Raw genomic sequence first — 24,522 nt, forward strand, 5'->3', positions numbered from 1 at the left:
GTCCTCATGGGAATCGTTTCGCCCGGTTTTCGGGGGCGTCGCCGCGAGGGTGTCGTGCTGCCGCCCGGGCAGTACCTGACCAAGGACTTCCCGGTGCTCTCGGTCGGCCCCACGCCGCGGGTGGCCACCGAGACCTGGGAGTTCACGGTCACCACCGAGAACGGCACGGTGCACGAGTGGTCGTGGCCGGAGTTCCGGGCGCTGCCCAGCGAGACCCCGACGGTCGACCTCCACTGCGTCACCAAGTGGTCCAAGCTCGGCACGAACTGGCGTGGCGTCTCGCTCGACACGTTGCTCGCGGACGTGGACACCGCGGCCGACTACGTGGTCGCGCATTCCTACGACGGGTACACCACGAACCTGCCGCTGGCGGACCTGCTCGACGGGCGCGCGTGGATCGCGTACGAGTTCGACGGCGACCGGCTCGCGGCGGAGCACGGCGGCCCGGCGCGGCTGCTCGTGCCGCACCTGTACCTCTGGAAGTCGGCCAAATGGGTGCACAACCTGGAGCTGACGCTGACCGACGAGCCCGGCTTCTGGGAGGCGGGCGGCTACCACAACTACGGGGACCCATGGCGCGAGCAGCGGTATCAAGGCGACTGAGCTGGCAGGTGGCGCGGCTCGCCGAGGTCCGGGTGGAGACGCCGAGCGCGCGCACGCTCGTGCTCGACGTGCCCGGCTGGCCCGGGAACCTCGCCGGGCAGCACACCGATGTCCGGCTCACCGCGGAGGACGGGTACACGGCGCAGCGCAGCTACTCGCTCGGGTCCTCGGGTGACGGTGAGCGCATCGAACTGACCGTGCAGCGCGTCGAGGACGGCGAGGTTTCGCCCTACCTGACGGATGTTTTCGCGGTCGGCGACCCGGTCGAGGTGCGCGGCCCGATCGGCGGCTGGTTCGTGTGGCGGCCGAGCGATCCGGCGCCGGTGCTGCTCGTCGCCGGCGGGTCGGGGATCGTGCCGTTGATGGCGATGATCCGTGCCCGGCGCGCGGCCGGTGCGAAGACGCCGTTCCGGCTGCTGTACTCGGTGCGCTCGCCGGCGGAGCTGTACTACGCGGACGAGTTGCGCGGCGCGGCACTGTCCGGCGTCGAAGTGTCCTATGTGTACACCCGCTCCGCGCCGGACGGCGCCGCCCGCGCGCCGGGCCGGATCGGCGTCGCGGACGTCAACACCGGCGGCTGGCCCGCGTCCTTCGAGCCGGCGTGCTTCGTCTGCGGCCCCACGGGTTTCGTGGAGGCGGTGTCGGACATGCTGCTGGCCTTGGGGCACGACCCGCGCCGCGTGAAGACGGAGCGCTTCGGTCCGACCGGCTGACGCGCCTGGCTTATTTTCTTGGCGAAAGGTCACCGTCTCTTTTTTCGGGACTTCAGCGGTTGGTCCACAAATCGGTGCACACCGTGATTGGTGATCCTCCAAACTTCCGGAGCGCGACTGGTCGCATAGCTGATTATGTCGCGTAGATGAGTTTCTACGAGGAACTTGAGGTGGTCGCGGGTTGCCTCGCCGGGAAGGTAGAACATGTGGACCTTTGCGGCTCGGTACGCCGCGAGTTCCTGGGGGCGCTCCATGATCTTCGCGTCTCGATTGAGAACGACCCAGCCGCTTCCGGCGACTTTGCCGAGCCACACCGTGTCGTCGGCGCCCTGTGCGTCCACGCGTGTCCCGAATACCTCGGGAGGTGTGTGACATCGGTAGCCGAGCTCAACGAGCAGCCAGCGTACTGTAACGGGTTACCGCGTTTTCGTCGAGATAGAATTCAGGCGGCGCGGCCCAGGAGGACGCGAGCGGCGGCCCTGACCGCGTCGATTCCGATTCCGTGTTCCTCGGCGACGACGCCAGGATCCTCACCAGCCTTCAGCATCGCAGCCACGTTCGCGACCTTGACCCCGGTTCCGTCGAATACTGGCTGCCCTGACGACCTGTAAGGATCAATCAGGACCTTGCTCGGTTCGAATGGTTTCAGTTTCAGGAGGTTCGGGTATTCATCGTCGCCGAACCCGACGTAGGTCAGATAGTCCTGGACTATTTCGCGGATGACTGTCTGGCCGGTCCGGCCTTCTATCAGGCCTGCACCAGCCTTGGTTCGCGAGAAGTCCCAGAGGACGGAAATCCCGTCTGTGGCCAGCGCAGGTGACACCAGGACGTACTCGCGGCCGAATTCTTGCTGAAGCTTGTTGAGCGCGGGACGAATCAGATGAGGCCGGACGCCGGCGCGGCGAAGCCCTTCGAGTACCCACGCTTCAGCGAGGGCGATGAATGGCACAGACGCCTGGCGAATGCTATCTGTTCCGAGCACATGCAGGAGCGGTCCGCCGCGCTCGTAGCCCCGTGCCCAGCGATGGAACGTCTGCTGAGGGATACCGAGGTGACGTCCGGCATCGGACATGGTCATGACGGCCCGCGAAAACCGCAGGTCTGCTTCCATGTGAAGGTTCCTCCCCTCAGCCGTAGTGGTCTCAGTATCTCCAGCCTCAACATGCTAGGCCAGGTTGGTACGGCGGACGCGCGATTCCCGCTGCGTGTCGACTCACTTGGCCAGACGTCTTACTTGCGGTTGTAGAGGCGCATGGTCAGGGTGCCGAAGACCGCCAGCAGGGCCGCGGACGCGATCAGCGTCCACATGATCTCGCCGGCGTCCCAGGTGCCCGCCATCAGCGAACGCACGCCGCCGACCAGGTGCGTGATCGGGTTGACCTCGACGAAGGCCTGCAGCCAGCCGGGCATCGTGGCGGGGTCGACGAACACGTTGGACAGGAACGTCAGCGGGAACAGCACCAGCATGCTCACGCCCATCACCGACTTCTCGGTGCGCAGCAGCAGCCCGAACATCGTCCACACCCACGAGAACGCGAACGAGAACACCACCAGCAGCGCGATCCCCGCCAGCACCCCGGCCACACCGCCGCCCGGCCGGAAACCCAGGATCAGCCCCAGCACCAGGATCACCGCCGAGGCGATCGTGTACCGGAACATGTCGCCGAGGATCATGCCCACCAGCGCGGCCGGCCGCCACACCGGCAGCGTGCGGATCCGGTCGAACACGCCCTTTTCGATGTCGATGTTGACGCCGACACCCGTGTACATCGTGATCATCACGACGCTCGTCACCAGCACGCCCGGCAGCAGGAACTGCAGGTACTCGGTCACCGAACCGGCCAGCGCGCCGCCGAACAGGTAGGTGAACATCAGCGTCATGATGATCGGGAACGCGGTCACGTCGAACAGTTGCTCGGGCACGTGCTTGATCTTCAGCATCGCCCGCCAGCCGAACGTGAGCGACGCCGAGAGCGCGCCGGGCCGCGGCGGCTGTTCACCGGCGGCGAGCACGGCGTTCAGGCTCGCCTCGGCCGGTCTGTACACAGTGGACTGTTCGGTCGCGGTGCTCACGCCGGTACCTCCTCGGTCGCGGGATGGTCGGTCAGTGCGAGGAAGACCTCGTCGAGACTGGGCTGGCCGAGCGAGAAGTCGTCGACCGTGACGCCCGCGTGCGCCAGTTCCGCGAGCGCGCGCGAAGCCTGCTCCGCCGCGACGAGGTCGCTGCCGGAGATCCGCGCGGTCACCGTGAGCGGGTCCGCGCCGGACTGCACCGCCGCGCCCAGCGTCCGGGCCAGAATCCGTTCCGCGGCAGGCCGTTGCGCCGTGTCCCGCAGCCGCAGGTGCACCGAACCCGAGCCCACCGACGACTTCAGCTCGCCGGGTGTCCCTTCGGCGATCACCTTGCCGTGGTCGATCACCGCGATCCGCGACGCCAGGTGATCGGCCTCGTCCAGGTACTGCGTCGTGAGCAGCACCGTCGTCCCCTGCGCGACGATGATCCGCACGATCTCCCACACCTGGTTGCGGCTGCGCGGGTCCAGCCCGGTCGTCGGCTCGTCGAGGAACACCACGTCCGGGGTGCGGATGATGCTCGCCGCGATGTCGATCCGCCGCCGCATCCCGCCCGAGTACTGCTTCACCTGCCGTCCCGCCGCGTCCGACAGCCCGAACGCGTCGAGCAGCCGGGCCGCCCGCTCCCGCGCGCCGGCCTTGCGGTGCCCGAGCAGCCGCGCCAGCAGGACCAGGTTCTCCATCCCGGTCAGGTCCTCGTCGATCGACGCGTACTGCCCGGTCAGGCTGACCCGGGCGCGCACCGCGTCCGCCTCGCGCACGACGTCGTGGCCGAACACCCGTGCCTCGCCGCCGTCCGGCCGGGCCAGCGTCGCCAGTACCCGGACCGCGGTCGTCTTTCCCGCGCCGTTCGGCCCCAGCACCCCGTACACGGTGCCGGCCGGTACGGCGAGATCGATCCCGTCCACCGCCCTCGTCGTGCCGAAGACCTTGACCAACGCCGAGGTTTCGATCGCGAGCTCCATCAGCCCTCCCTTGCTGCCGGTGAAACCGCAGGATAGGTCGATTTGTCCGGATCGCGCATCCTCATTCCCGCGCTGCCCCCGCTCGCGCCGGAAAACCTGCCGGTACGCTGCCCGGATGACGAGCCTGCGTGAGCGGATCCTCGACGCCGGCGTCGAGCTGATCTGCGCCGAAGGCTGGGACCACGTGACGATGGCCCAGCTCGCGCGGCGCGTCGGGGTCAGCAGGCAGATGGTGTACAAGGAGATCGGCGCGCGCGACACGCTCGCCCGCGCGATCGTCACCAGGCACGCCGACCGGTTCCTCGACGGCGTGATCGAGCGGCTGCGCGCGCACGGCGCGGACATCGCCGGCGGCAGCACGGACGCGGTGGACTACGTGCTGCGCACGGCGGCGGGCGACCCGTTGATCAAGGCGATCGTGTCCGCCGGGCACGGCGGCCGGCAGGATCTGCTGCCACTGCTGACCACCGAGCCCGGGCCGGTGCTGGACCGCGCCGTGCGGGTGGTGCTGCACGAGGCGCGCGAGCTCTATCCCGGCGTGCCGCGGCTGCCCGAGCTGGTCGAGGTCGTCGTGCGGCTGACGCTGAGTCACCTCGTCCAGCCGTCCGGGCCGGTCGAGCAGGCCACCTGCCAGGTCGAATGGCTCGTCCGCGCCGCGTCAGGGACGCGGGATGTTGCGTAGGTTCGACCGCGCCAGGTCGATCATCTTCCCGACCCCACCGGTCAGCACCACCTTGCTCGCCGCGAGCATGAACCCCTTGAGCTGACCGCCGGTGATGTGCGGCGGGATCGACAGCGCGTTCGGGTCGGTCACCACGTCGACGAGCGCCGGGCCCGGATGGGCGAGCGCCTCGGCGAGCGCGTCCCGCACCTTCGCTGGGTCGGTGACGCGAATGCTGTGCAGGCCCGCGCCGCGCGCGATCGCCGCGTAGTCCACCGCCTCGTGGTCGGTCTCGAAGTCGGGCAGGCCGTCGACGAGCATCTCCAGCTTCACCATGCCGAGCGAGGAGTTGTTGAACACCACGATCTTCACCGGCAGCCGGTGCAGCCGGACGGTGAGCAGCTCGCCCATCAGCATGCCGAGCCCGCCGTCGCCGGACATCGAGATCACCTGGCGCCCCGGCTCGGCGAACTGCGCGCCGATCGCGTGCGGCAGCGCGTTCGCCATGCTGCCGTGCAGGAACGAGCCGATCACCCGGCGGCGGCCGTTCGGGGTGAGGTACCGCGCGGCCCACACGTTGCACATGCCGGTGTCGACGGTGAATACGGCGTCGTCCGCGGCCAGCTCGTCGAGCACGTCGGCGACGTACTCGGGGTGGATCGGCACGGTCGTCCCGACGTCGCGGGTGTACGCGTCGACCACGTTCTCCAGCGTGCGGGCGTGCTCACGCAGCATGTCGTCCAGAAAGGTGCGGTCGTGTGCCTGCTCCACTTTCGGCAGTACCGCGCGCAGGGTCTCGCCCAGGTCGCCGTGCACCGCGAGGTCCAGCGGGGTGCGGCGGCCGAGGTGGGTCGCGTCGCGGTCGATCTGGATCGTGCGCGCCTGCGGCAGGAACGCGTCGTACGGGAAATCGGTGCCCAGCAACAACACCAGGTCGGCGTCGTGCATCGCGCGGTAGCACGCGCCGTAGCCGAGCAGGCCGCTCATCCCGACGTCATAGGGGTTGTCGAACTGGATCCATTCCTTGCCACGCAAGGTATGCCCGATCGGCGAGTGCAGCCGCGCCGCCAGCTCCATGACCTCCTGGTGCGCGTCCTTGACGCCCGCGCCGCAGAACAGCGTGACCTTTTCGGCCCTGTTCAGCGCGTCCGCCAGACTGTCCACTTGGGACGGTGGAGGGATGATCGCCGGCCGCTCGGTGACGAACGAGCCGGCGCCCGTCGGCACCTCCGACTCCAGGTGCGCGACGTCGCCCGGCAGCACCAGCACCGAGACCTCGCCGCGGGTCAGCGCGTGCTGGATCGCGATCCGCAGCACCCGGGGCATCTGGCCGGGCCGGCTGATCTGCTCGCAGTAGCCGCTGCAGTCGACGAACAGCCGCTCCGGGTGGGTCTCCTGGAAGAACGAGGTGCCGATCTGCGCCGCCGGGATCTGCGAGGCGAGCGCCAGCACCGGCACGCCGGTGCGGTTCGCGTCGTAGAGGCCCTGCACCAGATGCGTGTTGCCGGGCCCGCAGCTGCCCGCGCACACCGCGAGCCGCCCGGTCAGCTGCGCCTCCGCCGCGGCCGCGAAGGCACCGGCCTCCTCGTTGCGCACGTGCACCCAGTCGATGCCGTCCGTGCGGCGGATCGCGTCGACGACGGGGTTGAGGCTGTCGCCGACCACCCCGTAGATGCGGGTCACGCCCGCCTGCACGAGCACCTGCACGAACTGGTCGGCGACGGTGGGTCTCGGCATCGGGCGCCTCCGCTTCCTCGGCTGACCGGGTCGACCCCGATTCTGCTGGGGCGCGGTGGCGGGCGCTATTCCGTGTGCGGGAGGTGCTGCGCCGGGATGACCCCGAAGCGGCCGGCCTGGTAGTCCTCGAACGCCTGCGCCACCTCGGCGCGGGTGTTCATCACGAACGGCCCGTACTGCACGACGGGTTCGCGGATCGGCAGCCCGCCCAGCAACAGCAGTTCGAGGTTGGGCTCGGCCTCGGCGGCGGGCCGTTGCGCGGCGGTGAACGTCAGCGCGCCACCGTCGCCGAACACCGCGAGCTGTCCTTTGTGGACCGGCCGGGCGTCGGTGCCGGCGGTGCCCGCGCCGGCCAGCACGTAACCGAGCGCGTTGAAATCCTCCCGCCACGGCACGTCCAGCCGGGCACCGGGGCTCACGGTCGCGTGGATCATCGTGATCGGCGTGTAGGTCGAGCCCGGGCCGCGATGGCCGTCGAGGTCACCGGCGATGACGCGCAGCAGCGCGCCGCCGTCGGGGGAGGACAGCAGGGTCGACTGGCTGCCGCGGATGTCCTGGTAGCGCGGCGGGACGAGCTTGCTCGCGCGCGGCAGGTTCACCCACAGCTGCACACCGTGGAACAGCCCGCCGGACACGACCAGCGCCTCGGGCGGCTTCTCGATGTGCAGGATGCCGCTGCCCGCGGTCATCCACTGGGTGTCCCCGTCGGTGATGACCCCGCCACCGCCCTGGGAGTCGGAGTGCTCGAAGACGCCGTCGATCATGTAGGTCACGGTCTCGAAGCCGCGGTGCGGGTGCCACGGCGTGCCCTTCGGCTCGCCCGGCGCGTAGTCGACCTCACCCATCTGGTCCATGTGCACGAACGGGTCGAGCTCGGCGGATGAGACCCCGGCGAAGGCGCGGCGTACGGGGAAGCCTTCGCCCTCGTAGCCGGTGGGGGCGGTGGTGACCGTGCGGACCGGCCGTTGGGTGGCCGGGTCCGGGGTGCCGACGCGGGGCAGGGTCAGGGTGTCGGTGGTGACGGCGGGCATCGTGGACCTCCAAGTAGTTCGCGGTGCAATATCTTGCACGGAAAACGTTTGGTGGGCCGGTTCAATTCCCGGCCGGTCACCCGCACCATTCGTCGAGGGCGGTTTCGGTGTCCGCGCCCGGAGTCCGGGGCGGGGTCGGCTTCGCGGTCGGGGTGCGGGAGAACCGCGGCGCGGGCGCGGCCTGGGGGACACCGTCGACGGTGATGATCGTGTCGCGGGCGGCGATATGCGGGTGCGCGGCGGCCTCCTCGAAGGTCAGGATCGGCGTGACGCACGCGTCGGTGCCCTCGAAGATCTTCGCCCACTCGTCCCGGGTCTTGCCGACGATGACGGCGGTGAACCGAGCGCGCAGCTGGGGCCAGCCGTCGCGGTCGTGCTGCCCGGGCAGGTCCTCGCCGTCGAGGCCGAGGCCGTGTAGGAACGCCGCGTAGAACTGCGGCTCCAGGCAGCCGACCGCGATGTACCGGCCGTCCGCGCAGGTGTAGGTGTCATAGTAGGGCGTGCCGCCGTCGAGCATGTTCACGCCGCGCTCGTCGCTCCAGCCGCCGGCGCCGCGGAACGCCCAGATCATCTGGGTCAGCACGTTCGCCCCGTCGACCATCGCGGCGTCCACGACCTGCCCCTGCCCGGACAAGTTCCGCTCCCACAACGCGGCGAGCACACCCGCGACGAGGAACATCGACCCGCCGCCGAAGTCACCGACGAGGTTCAGCGGCGGCACCGGGCGCTCACCCGCGCGCCCGATCGCGTGCAGCGCGCCGGTGAGCGAGATGTAGTTGATGTCGTGCCCCGCGCGCGGGGCGAACGGGCCGTCCTGGCCCCAGCCGGTCATCCGCCCGTAGATCAGGCCGGGGTTGAGCTCGAGGCACTGCTCCGGGCCGAGCCCGAGCCGCTCGGTGACCCCGGGCCGGTAGCCCTCCAGCAGCACGTCGGCCTTGCGGATCAGCTCCAGCACGAAGGCACGGCCCTCCTCGGACTTGAGGTCCGCGGCGACGGAACGCCGGTTGCGCAGCAGCGCGTCGGGGTTCGTGCCGGTCGGGTCGAACATCGGCTGTGGCCGCTCGACGCGCACCACCTCCGCGCCCAGGTCCGCCAGCACCATCGCCGCGTGCGGCCCCGGCCCGATCCCGGCCAGTTCGACGACCCGCAGGCCCGCCAGTGGTCCCGTCACCCTCATGCCTCCTTGCGTACGTGGATCAGGCCCTCCTGCGCGGCGGACGCGATGAGCGTGCCGTCGCGGTGGAAGATCCTGCCTTCGGCGAGCCCGCGCCGCTGCCCGGCGGCCGGGCTGGTTTTCGCGTAGTAGAGCCAATCGTCGAAGCGCACCTCGTTGTGGAACCACAGCACGTGGTCGAGCGAGGTCAGCCCGGTCACGCCGGTCAGGTCGCCGCGCGGCACGCGGCGCAGGATCGCGGAGACGAAGGTCAGGTCGCTGAAGTAGGTCAGCACGGCTGTGGCGCTCACCCGGTCGTCGAGCTTGCCCGCCTTGGGCCGGAACCACAGGTCCTCGATGAACCGCAGGGCGTCGGCGGACTCGCCGGTCGCCGGGCGGATGTCGAACACGTCGTGCGGCTCCAGCCCCCAGTTCGTGGGGTGCCGGGAGGTGAACGGCACGCAGTCCTCGGGCTCCCGTGCGCCGGGGGCGCTCACCTGCTGGCTCGCGCCGGACCGGTCGGTGGTGAAGGAGCACTCCAGGCACAGGATCGGTTCGCCGTGCTGGATCGCGGTGACCCGGCGGCGCCGGAAGTTGCGGCCGTCGTGCAGCCGGTCGACGCGGAACACGACGCGGGCGCCGGTGTCGCCGGGACGCAGGAAGTAGGCGTGCAGCGAATGCGGCGCGGTCTCGGGCGGGACGGTGCGCTCGGCGGCCACCAGTGCCTGCGCGCACACCTCGCCGCCGAACAGGCGCCCGCCTTCGCCGCCGGTGAACCGGCTGCGGAAGATGTCCCGTTCGATCGGCTCCAGGTCGAGAAGGTCGAGCAGGGGCGCCAGACCCGTTTCAGATGACATCAGCTTCCTTCAGTCGCCGCCGGACCGGCCGATGCGAACACAGGGCCGATCGTGCACACCGCCACGATATCGACCTTCCCCGCCCGGCCCGGCACGGAGCCGCCCGACTAGCGCCGGTTTCGGGCGCGCCGGGGCCGGCGCCGAAGCCCCCCGGGCGATCGGTCCCGGCGCGCCCGACCATTCTCGCTGGTCATCGCGTCGCGCGCGCGTTTCTCAGCCGAACGGGCGGAACGGGCCCGCCGGGTCGTCCGGGTCGTGCAGCAGCTGGGCGAACATGTCGATCAGCACGAACGGTGGTTCACCGGTCGCCGGGATCTGCCGGACCGCCGGGTACACCTCCTCGTCCACCACGACCGGTTTGGAGGTCTGCAGCAGCGTCGGCCGGTGCGCGGCGTCGAGGCTGACCACGACGGCCGTCCGGTCCGCCATCCGCATGATCGTGGTGCCGGTGCTGTCGCTGTTCGGCGCGATGAACCGGGCACCGGTGCCGACGTAGAAGCCGCGGAGCCCAGGATCCACCCGCTGCCAGTGGTCGTCCGCCTCGGCGATCAGCCGCGGGTCACCGGTCGTGGCCAGCTCCTCGCGCACGTCCTCGACGACTTGCCGGATCGGCGCGTTGACGTCCACCGGCTCGATCACCTCGTACAGCCGGAACCGCGACTGCTCCGCGCCGGGTGGCAGCAGGAACAGGTGCAGCAGCGTGAAGTGCTCGTTCGCGGCCCGGGTCGAGTCGATCAGCTGCCGGACGACCAGGCCACGCAGCCGCGCCGCTCTCTCCTCGCTCATCGCCTCCAAGGTCGGCGCCAGTGACTTCACGAGGCACGTCCGCGGGGACCGGGGTGGCGCTGGGGAGATCGCACCCCCGCACCCTACAAAGAATCCACTTCGGAGTTCCGCCGCTACGGTCAATCTTCGGTTTCGCCTCCGATGACGGGCTCGCGCGGCGGTATGGACCAGGGAGAAATGCCCTGCTCGACGGCCTGGTCTCAGGCCGGCGGCGCCACGGGGCCGTAGATCGTCGCGGACTGTCCGGTGGTGTGGGCCCAGTAACGCTCGCCGTAGGACCAGTGCCACCATTCCGTCGGGTAGTTGACCAGCCCGGCGCTCCTCAGCGCGGCCGCGAGCAGGTCACGGTTGCGCCGCGCCCGCGCGGAGATGTTGGTCGCCGCGGTGAAGCAGGCTTCCTCACTGTCCTCGGGATTCGCGTCCACCTCGGTGCCCATGTCGAGCTGCTCGCCGTCCTCGGCCGCGAGCGTGAGATCCACGGCGCCGCCGGTGCAGTGCGGCGCGACCTCCGGCGGCGAGACGAACTTGCTCGCCTCGACGTGCAGCCGCTCGTCCGTCCAGCCGGGGTGCCAGGCGCGAAGTTTCTCGCGATAGCCGGAAAAGTACTCGTCCTGCAGCTCGGGCGTCCGGTAGCACTCCATGATCAGCAGCCGCACGCCGGCGGGCAGCGCGGCCTGCGCGGTCACCAGCCGGTCGCGGAGTCCTTGCCGCGCAAGGCATCCGGGCGGACCGCCGGCGAGCCGGAGTTCGGGCACCGCGCGCAGGTCGGCGAGCGGCTCGCCGTTGTCGCGGGAGGTGATGGCGGCGATCAGCGGGTCCGACAGGAGGACGATCATGACCACATCTTGCCCGATTCCGCGACCACGATGTCCACTTCGGACCGAAGGGGCGAATTCGTCCTCACGCGTCGAGCGTCTTCTCGAGCCACCGCGAAATCTCCGGCGTGACCTGGTCCGCGATGTCCGCTTGGTCGGGATGCTTGCGCAGGAACGCCGAAACCAGCGGGCAGACCGCTACGACACGCTGGCCGTTCGCCCGGACATCGGCGAGGGCCTCGGTGACGAGCACCGTGCTCAGCCCGCGGCCGCCGAACTCGCCGGCGATCTCGGTGTGGTACATGACCCGCTGCTCGCCGTGGCCGGCATACAGGGCGAATCCGGCGAGCTTGCCGTCCACGCTGATCTCGTACCGGTTCTTCTCGTCGTTGCGGCGGACCTCGGTCATCGGTGGCCTTCCGTGGGGTTGCGGCGTGGGGTGAGGCGGATGTTGGGCAGCGCCGGTGCGGGCAGCCGGGCGCCGGGATAGCCCTCGACCCGGCCGAACTGGCCGGCCTCGGCCTGCCAGGCTTCGCGGAACGCGACGATCTCGTCGTGGTCGCGGCCCACAAAGTTCCACCACATCACGATCTCTTCGGTGAACGGGGTGCCGCCCAGCACGAGCAGCCGCGCCGGCTCGGCCCCGGTGTTCGCCAGTTCGAGCCGGCTCGCGCCGGGCGCGACGTACGCCATGTCGCCCATGTTCAGCGGGGTGCCCGCGACCGCGAGTGAGCCGATGTCTTGCAGCACCCCGTGTTCGAACGCCGGATCGATGGCGAGCACCAGCTGCGACCCCGGCTCCAGCACGAGTTCGGCGCCCAGCAGGGGAGTGAACGCCGGCACCGGCGAGGTGTCGCCGGCCAGGCTGCCGAGGAAGACCCGCGCGGACGCGCCGGGCAGCTCCCGCCGCGGCGGGGCGTAGTGGTGGAAGTCGCGGGCGGTGTGCCGGTGTTCGTCCGGCAGCGCGATCCACAGCTGAACCCCGTGCAGCACAGCGGTTTCCGGGGTCGAGACCTCCGAATGCGCGATCCCGTGCCCGCTGGTCATCAGGTTCAGCTCGCCGGGCCGGATCATGGCGTGCGTGCCGAGACTGTCGCGGTGCTCGACCTCGCCGCTGAACAGCCAGCTCGCCGTCTGCAGCCCGGTGTGCGGATGCGGCGCGACATCCATCGCGGTGCTCGACGGCCCGTAGTGATCGGCGAAGCACCACGCGCCGACGAGTGACCGCGCCCGCTGCGGGAGGGTGCGGCGGACCCGGATCGCGCGCGGGCCGCCGAGCGGGACGTCCCGGGCCGACAGCACGGTGACCCCGGTGCCGGGCTCGTCCTGGCAGACCAGCTCGGGCGGCGCCTGTTCGAGATTGCTCACCGCGCCATTGTGCCTGTCACTCCGCGAGTTCGTGCAGCACGACGAGTCCGCCGTGTGCGGGCTGGTCCCGGCGCTCGTCGTCGGTGGCGAGGTAGTCGTCCAGCACGGCCTGGATGCGCCGGCCCAGCTCGGCCGCGTCCTCGGCGGACAGGTGCAGCGCGAACCGCGCGAAGGTCTTCACCGACGCCGGGCCGGCGGCCCGCAGCTCCTCGCCGAACGCGTCGACCGGGGCGAACGCCGCCTCCGCGCCGGTGCCGGGCGGATCGTCCAGCCACCACGAGCGGGCCCTTGCCCGGTAAGGCTTTTCGAGCGCGCCGCTGTCGCCGGTGCGGACCGGTGCGGGCTCGAGCAGGCCCGCGTCCGCGAGCTGCCGCACGTGGTAGAGCACCGTGCCCGGATCACGGTCGAGCCGGTCGGCGAGCTGCTTGTTGGTCAGTTCGTGCTGCCAGCACAACCGCAGGATGCGCAGCCGCAGCGGGTGCGTCAGCGCCTTGGCCTCACGCTCGGTCGCTTCGCGGCGCGGCAGCTGATCTGTCATGAGCTGATATGTTAGTCGATGGACTTTTCTCCATCGATGTGAAACTCTCAATCTGGTGGACTACTGGCGGCTCTGGACGTCGTCGGCGAGCTCGAATCTCGCCGACGGGGTGCTGAAGGTCGCCCTGCCGCTGGCGGCGCTGGGTCTCACCCGCTCGCCGTCGCTGATCGCCGGCCTGGCGTTCGCGTTCACGGTGCCGTGGCTGCTGTTCGCGCTCCCGGCGGGCGTCCTCGCCGACCGGTACGACCGCCGCAAACTGATGCTCGCCGCGAACCTCGCCCGGGCGGCGCTGCTCGGCGTGCTCGTCGTCGCGGTGACGGCCGGCGCCGGGTCGATCGCGTTCCTCTATGTCGTCGCGTTCGCCGTCGGGACGGCCGAGACGGTGCACGACACGGCGGCGCAGTCGATCGTGCCGCAACTGGTGCCGCGCGAGCGGCTGCCGAAGGCCAACGGCCGGCTGTACGCGGCCGAGCTGACCGCGAACGAGCTGGCCGGCCCGCCGCTCGCCGGGTTCCTGGTCGCGGCGGGCGTGACGATCGCGCTCGTGACCCCCGGCGCGCTGTGGATCTTTGCCGTCGCCGCGCTGGCGCTCGTGCGCGGCTCGTTCCGGGTGAAGGTGCCGCCCGCGACGATCCGCGCGGACATCGCCGAGGGCGTGCGTTTCCTCGCCCGGGACCGGGTGCTGCGCTCGTTCACGGTCGTGGTCGGCGTGTTCAACTTCGCCAGCAGCGCGAGCCAGGCGATCCTGGTGCTGTACGCGGTCGGCCCGATGCGCCTGAGCGAGCAGGGCTACGGCTGGCTGCTGAGCACCTTCGCGGCCGGCAGCCTCGCCGGTTCGTTCCTCGCGGGACGGGCCGGCCCGCGCGCCTTGCCGGTGTCGCTGGCCTTCGGCGCGATCGCGGTCGGAATCCCCGCCCTGACAACGAATCCCTACGTCGCCGGAGCGGGGTTCTTCCTCGGTGGTGCCGGGCTGATCGTCGCGAACGTGCTGACCGTCTCATTGCGACAGAGCCTGACGCCGGCCCATCTGCTCGGCCGGGTCAACAGCTCGCACCGGCTGGTCGCCTTCGGCACGAAACCGCTCGGCGCCCTCGCGGGCGGTGTCCTGGCGCAGTTCCTGGGGCTGCGCCCGGTGTTCGCGGTGATGGGCCTGCTCGCGCTGGCGGTCATCCCGGTCGTGGTCAGAGCACCTTGTCCAGAGTGATCGGCAGCTCGCGGACCCGGTTGCCCGTCGCGTGGTGGATCGCGTTCGCGACCGCCGCGGCGACGCCGGTGATGCCGAGTTCGCCCGCGCCGAGCAGGCCCAGCGGCATCGTGGGATCGGGATCGTCCAAAAAGGATACGTCGATCGGCGGGATGTCCGCGTGCACGGGCACGTGGTACTCGGCCAGGCTGGGGTTCATGATCCGCCCGGTGCGCGGGTCGATGAGCGTCTCCTCGGACAATGCCATCCCGAGGCCCATCACGATCCCGCCGCGCAGCTGGCTGCTCGCCATCTTGTGGTTGATCACGGTGCCGATGTCGAACACGCCGAGCCAGCGTGAAACGCGGATCTCGCCCGTGTCGCGGTCCACCCGGACCTCGCAGAACTGCACCCCGGCCGCGGCCTTCACCCAGCGCCGCTGTTCGAGCAGGAAGTTCGTCATGAACCGCGCCTGCCCGGCGATGCGGCCGAACCGGGTGTCGGACCCGACCGCGGCCTCGATGTGAGGCACGTTCGCGCGGCGGAGAATGTCTTCGTACCCTTCGCCGCCTGTTCGCTTCGCGAGCGCCTGTACCGAATGTTTGACCTTCTCACAGGCTTCCAGCAGGCTGTTGGCGATGCTCGCGGTCTGCATGGACCCGCCCGCGCCCGGTGACATCGGCAGCTCGGAATCGCCGTACTCGACCCGTACCGCCTCGAACGGCACGCCGAGCGCGTCGGCCGCGATCTGCGCCTGCGCGGTCGCCCCGCCCATGCCCATCTCCTGGAACCCGCAGCGCACCAGCACGGTCCCGTCCGCCGACAGCCGTACCGTGACGTTCGCGGCGAACCGGTTGGCGGGGTGATACGCCGACGCGACACCCATGCCGACCAGCCAGCGCCCGTCACGCATCGAGCCCGGTTCCGGGGTGCGCTCGTGCCAGCCGAACTTCTCGGCACCCAGCGTGTACGCCTCGCGCAGCATCCGGTGCGCGAACTTCTTGCCGTCCATGGGGTTCACGGCCGGTTCGTTGCGCATCCGCAGCGCGATCGGGTCCATGCCCAATTCGGCGGCCAGCTCGTCGATCGCGGCCTCGACCGCGAACGTGCCGATCGACTCGCCGGGTGCGCGCATGAACGTGTTCGGCAGCAGGTCCAGCTCGACGAGACTCTGCCGCACCAGGATGTGCTCGGCGTCGTAGAGATGCCGCGACTGGGACGTGATCTGCTCGGGCATGCCGCCGACCCGGCCGGTGCGGGCCACGCTCGCGTGGATCAGGGCACGCAGCTTGCCATCGCGGTCCGCGCCGAGCGCGACTCGCTGCGTCGACGCCGTCCGGCCGCCCACCGTGCGGTAGACACCTTCACGGGTCAGCATCAGGCGCACCGGCCGGCCGGTCGCGCGGGCGGCGAGCGCGGCGAGCAGGGTGCCCGCCCAGACCGAGCCCTTGCCGCCGAAGCCGCCGCCGACGAACGGTGCCAGCACCCGCACATTGCCGGTGGGGACGGCGAACCGCACGGCCAGATGGGAACGAACCCAGTCGATGCTCTGGGTCGCGTCGTACACGGTGAGGTGGTCGCCCTCCCACACCGCGGTGGTGCTGTGCGGTTCCAGGGCGTTGTGCGCGTGTGGTGGCGTGGTGAACCGCAGATCTACCGTGACGTCGGCCTCGGAAAGCGCTTTCTCCGCGTCGCCCTTCTTCTCCTCGCCGCGCATCAGCGGGTTGTTCGGCTGCACCTTCGCGTCCGGCTCCGCGGCCGCGAAGTCCACTGTGGACTCCATCGCAGCGTACTCGGTGCGGATCAGCGACGCCGCCTCCTTCGCCGACGCGGAGGTTTCCGCGACCACGACGGCGATCGGCTGGCCGTCGAAGTGCACCTCATCGGTCTGCAGGTAGTTGACCTGCGTGCCGGACACCAGCGTGCTCAGGTTCAACATGCTGACCTTCGGCGCGGGCTTCACGGTGGGGGAGTTCTGGTGCGTGAGCACGGCGAGCACGCCCGGCACGGCGCGCGCGGCCGTGGTGTCGAGCGCCGTGATGCGCCCGCGGGCGATGTTCGCGTACACGAGGGCCGCGTGGGCGAGGCCCGGAAGGGCGTACTCGGCGGCGAAACGTGCCGCACCAGTGGTCTTGGCCTTGCCGTCGACCCGGTCGATCGGCGCTCCGACGACGGTCATGCCGGGCTCCCTTCGGTGAGCTGCCGCAGCGTCGCGACGATCGTGCGCTGCGCGAGGCCGGTCTTGAAAGCGTTGTCAGGCAGCGTGACGGCGGCCGCCAGCTCGGCGTCGGCCGCCTGCCGGAAGGAGTCCGCGGTGGCCGGTGTTCCGGTCAGCACGCGCTCGGCTTCCCTTGCCCGCCAAGGTTTCGTGCCCACTCCGCCCAGCGCGAGCCGGACCGTGCGGACGACGCCGTCCTCGACCTCGAGCGCGGCCGCGACCGAAACGAGCGCGAACGCGTACGACGCGCGGTCGCGGACCTTGCGGTAGCGGGAGTTCCGGGCGACCGGCACCGGCGGCAGCTCGACGGCGGTGATCAGCTCGTCGGCGGCGAGCACGGTCTCGACATCCGGGGTTTCGCCGGGCAGGCAATGGAAATCGGCGATCGGGATCCGGCGGGTGCCACGGCTGCTCTCGACCTCGATCGTCGCGTCGAGCAGCGTCAAGGCGACCGCCATGTCGGATGGATGGGTGGCGACGCAGTGCTCGCTCGTGCCGAGAATCGCCGTGTTGCGGGCGAAACCGCCGAGCGCACCACAGCCGCTGCCGGGCACGCGCTTGTTGCACGGCGCCGCCTCGTCGTAGAAGTAGAGGCAGCGGGTGCGCTGCAACAGGTTCCCGCCGACGGTGGCCATGTTCCGCAGCTGCGCCGACGCGCCGTGCAGGATCGCCTGTGCCAGCACCGGATACCGGACCCGGATCACCCGGTGCGCCGCGAGATGGCTGTTGCGCACGAGGGCGCCGATCCGCACGCCGCCGTCCGGCAGCTCCTCGATCTCGGTCAGCGGCAGCCGCGAAATGTCCACAATGGTCTCGGGCTGCTCGATCCGCTCGCGCATGAGGTCGACGAGGTTCGTGCCCCCGCCCAGGAACTTCGCGCCCTCGCTCGCGATCGCGGTCAGCGCCGACTCGACGTCCGGCGCGGAGACATAGGAGAACGACCTCATCACGCGACCTCCTGTGTCTTGCGTGGCCCGGGTGCGGGTGTCCCGCACGAGCACCGCCACACCCGGTCGGCCCGCATGATCGGGGCTTCGCCATTGTCGATCACGCGACCTCCTTGATCGCCGAGACGATCCCGTTGTAGGCACCGCAGCGGCAGAGGTTCCCGCTCATCCGCTCGCGGATCTCTTCGTCGGACAGCTCCTCTTCGGCCGCCTCCAGGTCCTCGGTCGCCGCGCTCGGCGCGCCTTCCTTGTGCTCGGCGAGCATCCCGACGGCCGAACAGATCTGGCCCGAGGTGCAGTACCCGCACTGCAGCCCGTCGGCGCGGACGAACGCCTCCTGCAGCGGGTGGTCGAGCCCTTCGATGGTGGTGATCTCGCGCCCCTCGTACTGCATCGCCAGCGCGAGGCACGAGTTGATGCGCTCGCCGTCGGCCAGCACCGTGCACGCGCCGCAGGCGCCCTGGTCGCAGCCCTTCTTGGTGCCGGTCAGGCCAAGGTGCTCGCGCAGCGCGTCGAGCAGGCTGACCTGCGGCTGGACGTCCAGTGTCTCGGCGGACCCGTTGATCCGCAGCGTTATCTCGGCCATGTGTTCCCTCCTGTGTCCGCGAAGATAGCAGGACGGCGTTCACCTAACAAGTGGATGCTGTTCTCTAAACTCGCGTCGTAGAATGATCGGGATGTCCCACAAGGCGTTTCTCCGGGCCCGGCGGCCGGAGCACAAGCAGCAGCGGCGCGAGGCGATCCTCGACGCCGCGCGCAAGCTCGCGCTCGAATCGGGGGTACGCACGGTGAGCCTCGGCGGCGTCGCGACCGCGGTGGGGCTGGTCAAATCCAACCTCGCCCGGTATTTCGCCACCCGGGAAGAGATCTTTCTCGAGCTGACGACGCTGGAATGGCGGGACTGGGCCCACGCGGTCACCACGCGGCTCGACGCGGGTGACGACGTGATCGACGTGCTCGCCGAGACGCTGGCCGAGCGGCCGCTGTTCTGCGATCTGATGAGCCAGAGCGCGACGCATCTCGAACACAACGTCACGATCGAGGCCGCACGCAGCTTCAAGCTCGGGGTGCTCGGCGTGGTCGCGGATCTGGGCACGGCGATCGCGCGGGTGGACCCGAAACTGACCGAGGCCGAGGCCAGGGATCTGGCGGCGGTGGCCAGCGGCCTGGCGGGGATGCTCTACCCGGCGGCGAACCCGCCGCCGGTGCTGGCCGAGCTGTACGCCTCGGACCCGGTGCTGGCCGCGGCGTGCATCCCGTTCGTGCCGACGATGAAGCGAGCGCTGGCCGCCTTCGCCGCCGGGCTGCCGACGCTGCGCTGACGGGTCAGGCGCCGGTGAGCAGCATCGCGCCGATCGTGACCATGGTCGCGGCGACCAGCCCGTCGAGCACCCGCCACGACGCCGGGCGCGCGAAGAACCCGGTGAGCAGGCGCGCGCCGAAGCCGAGCGCGGCGAACCAGCACAGACTCGCCAGTACGGCACCGAGCGCGAACTCCCAGCGCAGCGTGCCGTGCGTGGCCGCGACGGAACCGAGCAACAGCACGGTGTCGAGGTAGACGTGCGGGTTGAGCCAGGTCATCGTCAGGCAGGTGAGCGCGGCGCGGCGCCGGGAGCCGGCGGTGGCGCCCTCGACGATCATCGCGGCGGGCCGGAACAGGCGGCGCGCGGCGAGGATGCCGTAGCCGATCAGGAAGGCGCCGCCGACGAACCCGACCACCTTGACTGCCGTCGGCTGCGCGCGGACGACGGCGCCGACGCCCGCGACGCCGAGCGCGATCAGCACGGCGTCGGACGCGGCGCAGATCGCGACCACCAGCGGCACCGCTTCGCGGCGGATGCCTTGGCGCAGCACGAAAGCGTTCTGCGCGCCGATGGCGACGATGAGGGAGAGGCCGGTGCCGAACCCGGCGGCGACGGTGAGCACGCCGTCCACGCTAAGGATCGTCCTGTCAACAGTCCAACTAAGGATTCTTACGTATCATTAGCGCTCGTGATGTCTTTCTTTCCGCTCGACCAGGTGCGCACGCTGCTCGCCGTCGTCGACGAGGGCACGTTCGACGCGGCCGCGGCGGCGTTGCACGTGACGCCGTCCGCGGTGAGCCAGCGGGTGAAGGCGCTGGAGCAGGGCGCCGGGCGGGTGCTGCTGTTGCGCACGAAACCGGTGCGGCTGACCGAATCCGGCGAGATCGTGGTGCGGCTCGCGCGGCAGCTGACGCAGCTGGAACGGGACGCGCGGGCGGAGCTGGGGATGGCCGGGGAGCCCGCGACGCTGCCGATCGCGGTGAACGCCGATTCGCTGGCGACCTGGTTCCTGTCGGCGCTGACCCGGGTGCCGCCGGGGATTTACTTCGAGTTGCACCGGGAGGACGAGGAGCGCACCACGAGACTGCTGCGGGAGGGGCTGGTGATGGCGGCGGTCACGTCGTCGCCGGACGCGGTGCAGGGTTGCTCGGTCAGCGCGCTCGGCCGGATGCGGTACCTGCCGGTGGCGAGCCCGGAGTACGTGGCGCGGTGGCTTTCCCGGCCGTTCCGGAGCATGGTGGGGGAGATCCCGGTGGTGACTTTCGACCGGCACGACGAGCTGCAGAACAAGTTCGCCCGTTCGCTGCGGCGGCGGGGTGCCGGTTCGCTGCGGCATTACGTGCCCGCGTCGGAGGCCTTCGTCGGCGCGGTGACGGCCGGGCTGGGCTGGGGTCTCGTGCCGAGCACGCAAGCCGCGCCACGGCTGGAGTCGGGCGCGCTCGTCCTGCTCGACCCCACCCGGGCGATCGACGTGCCGTTGTACTGGCAGCAGTGGAAGTTGCACTCGCCCGCCCTGTCCGCGACCGCGGAAGCCGTGGCCGCGGCGGCGCGGGAGTCGTTGGGCTGAGCGGGCCCGGCGGATCCGGCTGCTCGAAAGCTCGAAGACCACGAGCTGGTGGCACGCGGCGCAGGAACACCTGCGCATGCGCAGCAAGGACTTCGCCGACGATCCCGAGCTCGCTGGGCCGCTCGCGACCTACCTCCGCGCGCGCCTCGAGCAGCGCCACGAAGCGGAATCCCGGTTCATCGGCGAGCTGCCGCAGTGGCTGGATCGCTGGGCTGACAAGGCGACTTTCATGGACGGCCGGCTGTCGCTGACACCGGACGAGGCGGCCGAGCTCAGCGCCGAGGTCAACGCGCTCGTCAACCGGTACCGGCTCGGCACCATCCGCGGGAATCCGGCTAGAGGGGCGGACATGGTGCATTTCCTGATGGCCGAGACGGTCGTCCATGCACGCGAGGCCGTGCTTCGCCGGGACTGCGCACGTCACGCCCTTGATGTCCTTTGTGGACATCTCAAATGAGCGCGTACTTTCGGCGGTTTACACCAATGCGCGGGCGCGGTAAGAAAACCTCAGGCTTCTCGTCGTCACCGTTGCTGTTCGAGGAGGTCTCGACCAATGTTCCGTCCCCGCTGGGCGGTTACGGCCGCCGCGTTTGCCGTGGCGCTGCTCGGGGTCGCCGTGCCCACCGCCACCGCCGCGCCCGCGCCGCAGTGGCAGCGGCTCACCCCGCCCCTGAGCACGCCCTGGACCAGCCAGGTGTCACCGGACAACGCGCTGCCCGAGTACCCGCGCCCCCAGTTGACGCGCGGCCGCTGGCAGAGCCTCAACGGAGTCTGGGAGTTCGCCGCCGCGAACCCCGGCGAGGCGCCGCCGGTCGGCAAGGGGCTCGCCGAGCGCATCCTCGTGCCGTACCCGGTCGAATCCGCGCTGTCCGGGATCATGCGCCACGAGACACAGATGTGGTACCGCCGCACGTTGGCCGTCCCGCGCGACTGGCAAATCGGGCGCGGCCAACGGCTGCTGCTGCACTTCCAGGCCGTCGACTACGACGCGACGGTGCTGGTCAACGGCAAGACGGTCGCCCACCACACCGGCGGCTACGACGCGTTCGCCGTCGACGTCACCGACGCGCTCACCACCGCGCGCGACCAGGAGATCGTCGTCGGCGTCAGCGATCCGAACGACCAGGGCGGCCAGCCGCTGGGCAAACAGCGTTCGCCGGGCGACGGCATCTTCTACACCCCGACCTCCGGGATCTGGCAGACCGTGTGGCTGGAACCCGTGGCACCGGCGCATATCGACCGCCTGGACGTGACGCCGGACGTCGCGAGCGGTTCCGTTTCGGTGCAGGCCGTGGTCGGCGGGCCGGTGCGGCAACGGGCCGAGGTCGTCGCGTACGACCACGGCAAGCCGGTCGCGCGGGCGAGTGGGGACGCCAACCAGGCGATCCGGCTGAACCTCCGCGACCCGCACCTGTGGTCGCCCGGCGACCCGTTCCTCTACGACCTGCGCGTGCGGCTGTCCGGCGGTGACGAGGTGGGCTCGTACTTCGGCCTGCGCTCGATCAGCGTCGGCAGGACGGCCGACGGCAAGCAGCGGATGCTGCTCAACGGCAAGTTCGTGATGCAGCTCGGCCCATTGGACCAGGGTTTCTGGCCCGACGGCATCTACACCGCGCCGACCGACGCGGCGTTGAAGTTTGATCTGCAGCAGGAAAAGGCCCTCGGCTTCAACATGGTCCGCAAGCACATCAAGGTCGAGCCCGACCGCTGGTACTACTACGCGGACAAGCTCGGTTTGCTGGTGTGGCAGGACATGCCCGCGATGAAGGACGACATCGAGCCATCCCCGGCCGCGCGCGTGAACTTCGAGTCCGAGCTGCACCGGATGATCGACCAGCATCGCAGCTTCCCGTCGATCGTCACGTGGGTGCCGTTCAACGAAGGCTGGGGCGACTACGACGTCGGCCGGATCGCCGACCAGATCAAGGCGTGGGACCCGACCCGGCTGGTGGACGCGGAGTCCGGAGTCAACTGCTGCCGGTCCGAACCGGACAGTGGCCGCGGCGATATCTACGACGACCACACGTATACCGGTCCCGGCAGTCCGGCGCAGACCGGGCCGCGCGCCGCGGCCGACGGTGAGTACGGCGGGCTCGGGTACAAAGTGGACGGTCACCAGTTCGACCCGTCGGGCAGCTTCGCGTACGAGATGGAGCCGGACAGTGCGACACTCACCCGCCGCTACGGTGAGCTGCAGCAACGGCTCCTGCTGGTGGCGCAACGGTGCGGCGTGTCCGCGGGCGTCTACACGCAGACCACGGACGTGGAGAAGGAGGTCAACGGCTTCCTGACCTACGACCGGCAGGTCAAGAAGATGGACTTCGCGGCGGCGCGTGCCGCGAACCTCGCGGTGATCAACGGCGTGACCGGCGAGCCGGTCGCCGGGCCGCCTGTCTCGCCGGGCACGCCCGGGATCGACGGTATAGCCGCCTATCCGTTCGACCAGAACACCGAGGACACCGTCGGCGATCACGACGCGACGCTGGTCGGCGGTGCGTCCTGGACCGAGGGCCACCAGGGTTCCGCCTTGGCGCTCAACGGTTCCGGGCAGTACGCCGACACCGGCGCGGCCCTGCTCGACACCGAAGGCAGCTACAGCGTCGCGGCGTGGGTGAAGTTCACCGCGCTCGGCGACGGGTTCCAGACGGTGGTGAGCCAGGACGGCGGCGACCACAGCGCGTTCTACCTGCAGTACTCGGGCGCGGATCACAAGCTGGCGTTCAGCTTCGCCGGGGTCCGGGCGCTGGCCCCGGCGGCGCCGGAGGCGAACCGCTGGTACCACCTGGCCGGGGTGCGCGACGCGGTGGCCGGCACGCTGAAGTTGTACGTCGACGGACGCCTGGCCGCCACCACGAGCGCCTGCCTCGGCGACGCGGCGACCGGGCACACCGTGATCGGCCGCGGGCAGTACGGCGGCAACCCGGTCGACTATGTCAACGGTGCGATCGACGAGGTGCGCGTGTACGACAGGGCGTTGTCCGACGCGGAGGTGTCCACTGTGTACGGAGATGGTGCGTAGCATGGCGGCATGCTGATTCGTGACGCGACAGACCGGGACGGCGAGAGCTGTGCGGCGATCTACGCGCCGTACGTGACGGGCACGGTGATCAGCTTCGAGCTGGAACCGCCGCCCCCGGCCGAGATGTCGGCACGGATCGCGGCCGCCGGGCGACACGCCTGGCTGGTGCTCGAAGACGCGGGCGAGGTGATCGGTTACGCCTACGGTCACCCGTTCGCCGAGCGCGCGGCCTACCGGTGGAGCTGCGAGACGAGCATCTACCTGGCGATGGACCGGCGCCGCGCGAGCGCCGGGCGATCGCTGTACGGGGAGTTGCTCACCCGGCTCGCCGCGCGCGGCTATCGGCGGGCCATGGCCGGGATGACCCTGCCGAACGAGGCGAGCGCCGCGCTGCACCGCGCGCTCGGCTTCGAACCCGTTGGCGTGTACCGGAAAGTGGGCTGGAAGAACGGCGCCTGGCACGACGTCGCGTGGGTGCAGAAGACGATCGTGCCAGACGGTGAACCGCTCATCGAGCCGCCCAACGCGGAACACTACTGAGGGGAGTACGGCGAACCGGCCAGCGGAGTGTTGTCGAGGTAGCGGACCTCGAACGTCCGCTCGGTGAACCGCCAGCCGTCCGGGGTGCGCTGGTAACGGTCGTGGTAGATCGAGTAGTTCAGGTGTGAGCTGCCATCGCGCAGGCGCCCGAACTCCGTGATGTAGGCCCGGCCGCTCGCGGTGCCGCCGTCGAGCCGAATTGTGCCGGGGTGCACGGTTTGCATGAAGTACTCCCAGTTCGCCTGCAGCCGCTCGATCCCGGCCCGGATCTCCGCCTGGGAGATCAGCTTGACACCGGCGTCGGGGATGGCCCACACCCCGTCCGGGCTGAACAGCGCCGCGAACCGGTCGTAGTCACGCATCAGCGCGGCGTCGGTGAACTCGCCACGCAGTGCCTCGATCTCGACACGGTCGGCGACGGCCTGAAGGTCACTCATCGGTTTC

General features: G+C 70.3%; 27 protein-coding genes. 9 read left to right on the top strand and 18 right to left on the bottom strand.

The window, feature by feature from the left end; all coding sequences use genetic code 11:
- The first annotated feature begins 6 nt into the window (after nt 1-6).
- Together LOZ83_RS31455 and LOZ83_RS31460 are read left to right on the top strand one after the other, a co-directional pair.
- Nucleotides 7-603 (top strand): sulfite oxidase-like oxidoreductase, encoded by a 597-nt coding sequence (locus tag LOZ83_RS31455; RefSeq protein ID WP_236795383.1) that lies wholly within the window; start codon nt 7-9, stop codon nt 601-603.
- Entirely contained in the window at nt 573-1,316 is a 744-nt protein-coding gene (locus LOZ83_RS31460; RefSeq protein ID WP_236795384.1) for a ferredoxin reductase, read from the top strand. The genes LOZ83_RS31455 and LOZ83_RS31460 overlap by 31 nt, the downstream gene beginning before the upstream one ends.
- A 29-nt stretch (nt 1,317-1,345) precedes the next feature.
- On the opposite strand, the gene LOZ83_RS31465 is transcribed toward LOZ83_RS31460, so the two are convergent.
- The 4 genes from LOZ83_RS31465 to LOZ83_RS31480 all read right to left on the bottom strand — a co-directional run bounded on the left by LOZ83_RS31465 (nt 1,346) and on the right by LOZ83_RS31480 (nt 4,357).
- Entirely contained in the window at nt 1,346-1,714 is a 369-nt protein-coding gene (locus LOZ83_RS31465; protein WP_255826186.1) for a hypothetical protein, read from the bottom strand.
- 44 nt (nt 1,715-1,758) lie between these two features.
- Complete coding sequence (locus LOZ83_RS31470) at nt 1,759-2,427, bottom strand: DUF433 domain-containing protein (protein WP_236795386.1); 669 nt, start codon at nt 2,425-2,427, stop codon at nt 1,759-1,761.
- A 119-nt stretch (nt 2,428-2,546) separates the two neighbouring features.
- On the bottom strand, nt 2,547-3,389 hold the full coding sequence (locus tag LOZ83_RS31475; protein WP_374202741.1) for an ABC transporter permease: 843 nt from the start codon (nt 3,387-3,389) through the stop codon (nt 2,547-2,549).
- Nucleotides 3,386-4,357, bottom strand: coding sequence for an ATP-binding cassette domain-containing protein (locus LOZ83_RS31480; RefSeq protein WP_236795665.1), 972 nt, complete (start codon nt 4,355-4,357; stop codon nt 3,386-3,388). Before LOZ83_RS31480 ends, LOZ83_RS31475 begins: the two co-directional genes overlap by 4 nt.
- Nucleotides 4,358-4,469: 112 nt before the next feature.
- Between LOZ83_RS31480 and LOZ83_RS31485 the strand changes: the two genes are divergently transcribed.
- Complete coding sequence (locus LOZ83_RS31485; protein ID WP_236795387.1) at nt 4,470-5,036, top strand: TetR/AcrR family transcriptional regulator; 567 nt, start codon at nt 4,470-4,472, stop codon at nt 5,034-5,036.
- Here LOZ83_RS31485 and LOZ83_RS31490 read toward each other — a convergent pair.
- The 9 genes from LOZ83_RS31490 to LOZ83_RS31530 all read right to left on the bottom strand — a co-directional run bounded on the left by LOZ83_RS31490 (nt 5,013) and on the right by LOZ83_RS31530 (nt 13,300).
- Complete coding sequence (locus tag LOZ83_RS31490) at nt 5,013-6,752, bottom strand: pyruvate dehydrogenase (RefSeq protein ID WP_236795388.1); 1,740 nt, start codon at nt 6,750-6,752, stop codon at nt 5,013-5,015. The genes LOZ83_RS31485 and LOZ83_RS31490 overlap by 24 nt on opposite strands.
- 65 nt (nt 6,753-6,817) lie before the next feature.
- The gene (locus LOZ83_RS31495; RefSeq protein WP_236795389.1) at nt 6,818-7,783 is read right to left on the bottom strand and encodes a pirin family protein; all 966 of its coding nucleotides are present in this window, start codon (nt 7,781-7,783) and stop codon (nt 6,818-6,820) included.
- Nucleotides 7,784-7,859: 76 nt separating this feature from the next.
- Nucleotides 7,860-8,960 (bottom strand): CaiB/BaiF CoA-transferase family protein, encoded by a 1,101-nt coding sequence (locus LOZ83_RS31500; protein ID WP_236795390.1) that lies wholly within the window; start codon nt 8,958-8,960, stop codon nt 7,860-7,862.
- Entirely contained in the window at nt 8,957-9,793 is an 837-nt protein-coding gene (locus tag LOZ83_RS31505) for an acyl-CoA thioesterase II (RefSeq protein ID WP_236795391.1), read from the bottom strand. The genes LOZ83_RS31500 and LOZ83_RS31505 overlap by 4 nt, the downstream gene beginning before the upstream one ends.
- 213 nt (nt 9,794-10,006) lie before the next feature.
- Nucleotides 10,007-10,579 carry a hypothetical protein gene (locus tag LOZ83_RS31510; protein ID WP_236795392.1) on the bottom strand — a complete coding sequence of 191 codons (573 nt, stop codon included), beginning with the start codon at nt 10,577-10,579 and terminating at the stop codon, nt 10,007-10,009.
- Between the two features lie 200 nt (nt 10,580-10,779).
- Complete coding sequence (locus tag LOZ83_RS31515) at nt 10,780-11,415, bottom strand: M15 family metallopeptidase (RefSeq protein ID WP_236795393.1); 636 nt, start codon at nt 11,413-11,415, stop codon at nt 10,780-10,782.
- 64 nt (nt 11,416-11,479) lie between these two features.
- A complete protein-coding gene (locus LOZ83_RS31520; RefSeq protein ID WP_236795394.1) occupies nt 11,480-11,803 on the bottom strand; it encodes a GNAT family N-acetyltransferase in 324 nt (107 codons plus the stop codon).
- A complete protein-coding gene (locus LOZ83_RS31525; RefSeq protein ID WP_236795395.1) occupies nt 11,800-12,762 on the bottom strand; it encodes a pirin family protein in 963 nt (320 codons plus the stop codon). Before LOZ83_RS31525 ends, LOZ83_RS31520 begins: the two co-directional genes overlap by 4 nt.
- Nucleotides 12,763-12,778: 16 nt before the next feature.
- Nucleotides 12,779-13,300: a transcriptional regulator gene (locus LOZ83_RS31530; RefSeq protein ID WP_236795396.1), complete on the bottom strand. Its 522-nt coding sequence runs from the start codon at nt 13,298-13,300 to the stop codon at nt 12,779-12,781.
- Between the two features lie 55 nt (nt 13,301-13,355).
- On the opposite strand from LOZ83_RS31530, the gene LOZ83_RS31535 reads away from it, so the two are divergent.
- Entirely contained in the window at nt 13,356-14,504 is a 1,149-nt protein-coding gene (locus LOZ83_RS31535; RefSeq protein WP_236795397.1) for an MFS transporter, read from the top strand.
- On the opposite strand, the gene LOZ83_RS31540 is transcribed toward LOZ83_RS31535, so the two are convergent.
- The 3 genes from LOZ83_RS31540 to LOZ83_RS31550 all read right to left on the bottom strand — a co-directional run bounded on the left by LOZ83_RS31540 (nt 14,482) and on the right by LOZ83_RS31550 (nt 18,234).
- On the bottom strand, nt 14,482-16,662 hold the full coding sequence (locus tag LOZ83_RS31540) for a xanthine dehydrogenase family protein molybdopterin-binding subunit (protein WP_236795398.1): 2,181 nt from the start codon (nt 16,660-16,662) through the stop codon (nt 14,482-14,484). The genes LOZ83_RS31535 and LOZ83_RS31540 overlap by 23 nt on opposite strands.
- Nucleotides 16,659-17,648 carry a xanthine dehydrogenase family protein subunit M gene (locus LOZ83_RS31545; RefSeq protein WP_236795666.1) on the bottom strand — a complete coding sequence of 330 codons (990 nt, stop codon included), beginning with the start codon at nt 17,646-17,648 and terminating at the stop codon, nt 16,659-16,661. The genes LOZ83_RS31540 and LOZ83_RS31545 overlap by 4 nt, the downstream gene beginning before the upstream one ends.
- Nucleotides 17,649-17,748: 100 nt before the next feature.
- Complete coding sequence (locus tag LOZ83_RS31550) at nt 17,749-18,234, bottom strand: (2Fe-2S)-binding protein (protein ID WP_236795399.1); 486 nt, start codon at nt 18,232-18,234, stop codon at nt 17,749-17,751.
- Between the two features lie 91 nt (nt 18,235-18,325).
- On the opposite strand from LOZ83_RS31550, the gene LOZ83_RS31555 reads away from it, so the two are divergent.
- A complete protein-coding gene (locus tag LOZ83_RS31555; protein WP_236795400.1) occupies nt 18,326-18,970 on the top strand; it encodes a TetR/AcrR family transcriptional regulator in 645 nt (214 codons plus the stop codon).
- Nucleotides 18,971-18,974: 4 nt separating this feature from the next.
- On the opposite strand, the gene LOZ83_RS31560 is transcribed toward LOZ83_RS31555, so the two are convergent.
- Nucleotides 18,975-19,583, bottom strand: coding sequence for a LysE/ArgO family amino acid transporter (locus LOZ83_RS31560; protein ID WP_236795401.1), 609 nt, complete (start codon nt 19,581-19,583; stop codon nt 18,975-18,977).
- A gap of 60 nt (nt 19,584-19,643) precedes the next feature.
- On the opposite strand from LOZ83_RS31560, the gene LOZ83_RS31565 reads away from it, so the two are divergent.
- The 4 genes from LOZ83_RS31565 (at nt 19,644) to LOZ83_RS31580 (ending at nt 24,078) form a co-directional block, all read left to right on the top strand.
- Nucleotides 19,644-20,519 (top strand): LysR family transcriptional regulator ArgP, encoded by an 876-nt coding sequence (locus LOZ83_RS31565; RefSeq protein ID WP_236795667.1) that lies wholly within the window; start codon nt 19,644-19,646, stop codon nt 20,517-20,519.
- A 76-nt stretch (nt 20,520-20,595) separates the two neighbouring features.
- Nucleotides 20,596-20,976 carry a hypothetical protein gene (locus LOZ83_RS31570; protein ID WP_236795402.1) on the top strand — a complete coding sequence of 127 codons (381 nt, stop codon included), beginning with the start codon at nt 20,596-20,598 and terminating at the stop codon, nt 20,974-20,976.
- 96 nt (nt 20,977-21,072) lie between these two features.
- A complete protein-coding gene (locus tag LOZ83_RS31575; RefSeq protein ID WP_236795403.1) occupies nt 21,073-23,538 on the top strand; it encodes a LamG-like jellyroll fold domain-containing protein in 2,466 nt (821 codons plus the stop codon).
- A 9-nt stretch (nt 23,539-23,547) separates the two neighbouring features.
- The gene (locus LOZ83_RS31580) at nt 23,548-24,078 is read left to right on the top strand and encodes a GNAT family N-acetyltransferase (RefSeq protein ID WP_236795404.1); all 531 of its coding nucleotides are present in this window, start codon (nt 23,548-23,550) and stop codon (nt 24,076-24,078) included.
- Here LOZ83_RS31580 and LOZ83_RS31585 read toward each other — a convergent pair.
- Nucleotides 24,072-24,515, bottom strand: a complete 444-nt coding sequence (locus LOZ83_RS31585) for a nuclear transport factor 2 family protein (protein WP_236795405.1) — start codon at nt 24,513-24,515, stop codon at nt 24,072-24,074. The two genes, LOZ83_RS31580 and LOZ83_RS31585, sit on opposite strands and share 7 nt — an antisense overlap.
- Nucleotides 24,516-24,522: the final 7 nt, after the last annotated feature.

The sequence above is a fragment of the Amycolatopsis sp. GM8 genome, assembly GCF_021653975.1.
Taxonomy (GTDB): Bacteria; Actinomycetota; Actinomycetes; order Mycobacteriales; family Pseudonocardiaceae; genus Amycolatopsis_E.

What these genes read in the sequence shown, in the direction of transcription:
- LOZ83_RS31500 (WP_236795390.1), bottom strand. Translation starts at nt 8,960, where the DNA reads ATGAGGGTGACGGGACCACTGGCGGGCCTGCGGGTCGTCGAACTGGCC.
- LOZ83_RS31495 (WP_236795389.1), bottom strand. Translation starts at nt 7,783, where the DNA reads ATGCCCGCCGTCACCACCGACACCCTGACCCTGCCCCGCGTCGGCACC.
- LOZ83_RS31515 (WP_236795393.1), bottom strand. Translation starts at nt 11,415, where the DNA reads ATGATCGTCCTCCTGTCGGACCCGCTGATCGCCGCCATCACCTCCCGC.
- LOZ83_RS31540 (WP_236795398.1), bottom strand. Translation starts at nt 16,662, where the DNA reads ATGACCGTCGTCGGAGCGCCGATCGACCGGGTCGACGGCAAGGCCAAG.
- LOZ83_RS31470 (WP_236795386.1), bottom strand. Translation starts at nt 2,427, where the DNA reads ATGGAAGCAGACCTGCGGTTTTCGCGGGCCGTCATGACCATGTCCGAT.
- LOZ83_RS31550 (WP_236795399.1), bottom strand. Translation starts at nt 18,234, where the DNA reads ATGGCCGAGATAACGCTGCGGATCAACGGGTCCGCCGAGACACTGGAC.
- LOZ83_RS31520 (WP_236795394.1), bottom strand. Translation starts at nt 11,803, where the DNA reads ATGACCGAGGTCCGCCGCAACGACGAGAAGAACCGGTACGAGATCAGC.
- LOZ83_RS31505 (WP_236795391.1), bottom strand. Translation starts at nt 9,793, where the DNA reads ATGTCATCTGAAACGGGTCTGGCGCCCCTGCTCGACCTTCTCGACCTG.
- LOZ83_RS31580 (WP_236795404.1), top strand. Translation starts at nt 23,548, where the DNA reads ATGCTGATTCGTGACGCGACAGACCGGGACGGCGAGAGCTGTGCGGCG.
- LOZ83_RS31545 (WP_236795666.1), bottom strand. Translation starts at nt 17,648, where the DNA reads ATGAGGTCGTTCTCCTATGTCTCCGCGCCGGACGTCGAGTCGGCGCTG.
- LOZ83_RS31510 (WP_236795392.1), bottom strand. Translation starts at nt 10,579, where the DNA reads ATGAGCGAGGAGAGAGCGGCGCGGCTGCGTGGCCTGGTCGTCCGGCAG.
- LOZ83_RS31585 (WP_236795405.1), bottom strand. Translation starts at nt 24,515, where the DNA reads ATGAGTGACCTTCAGGCCGTCGCCGACCGTGTCGAGATCGAGGCACTG.
- LOZ83_RS31490 (WP_236795388.1), bottom strand. Translation starts at nt 6,752, where the DNA reads ATGCCGAGACCCACCGTCGCCGACCAGTTCGTGCAGGTGCTCGTGCAG.
- LOZ83_RS31485 (WP_236795387.1), top strand. Translation starts at nt 4,470, where the DNA reads ATGACGAGCCTGCGTGAGCGGATCCTCGACGCCGGCGTCGAGCTGATC.
- LOZ83_RS31455 (WP_236795383.1), top strand. Translation starts at nt 7, where the DNA reads ATGGGAATCGTTTCGCCCGGTTTTCGGGGGCGTCGCCGCGAGGGTGTC.
- LOZ83_RS31555 (WP_236795400.1), top strand. Translation starts at nt 18,326, where the DNA reads ATGTCCCACAAGGCGTTTCTCCGGGCCCGGCGGCCGGAGCACAAGCAG.
- LOZ83_RS31530 (WP_236795396.1), bottom strand. Translation starts at nt 13,300, where the DNA reads ATGACAGATCAGCTGCCGCGCCGCGAAGCGACCGAGCGTGAGGCCAAG.
- LOZ83_RS31460 (WP_236795384.1), top strand. Translation starts at nt 573, where the DNA reads ATGGCGCGAGCAGCGGTATCAAGGCGACTGAGCTGGCAGGTGGCGCGG.
- LOZ83_RS31575 (WP_236795403.1), top strand. Translation starts at nt 21,073, where the DNA reads ATGTTCCGTCCCCGCTGGGCGGTTACGGCCGCCGCGTTTGCCGTGGCG.
- LOZ83_RS31565 (WP_236795667.1), top strand. Translation starts at nt 19,644, where the DNA reads ATGTCTTTCTTTCCGCTCGACCAGGTGCGCACGCTGCTCGCCGTCGTC.
- LOZ83_RS31570 (WP_236795402.1), top strand. Translation starts at nt 20,596, where the DNA reads ATGCGCAGCAAGGACTTCGCCGACGATCCCGAGCTCGCTGGGCCGCTC.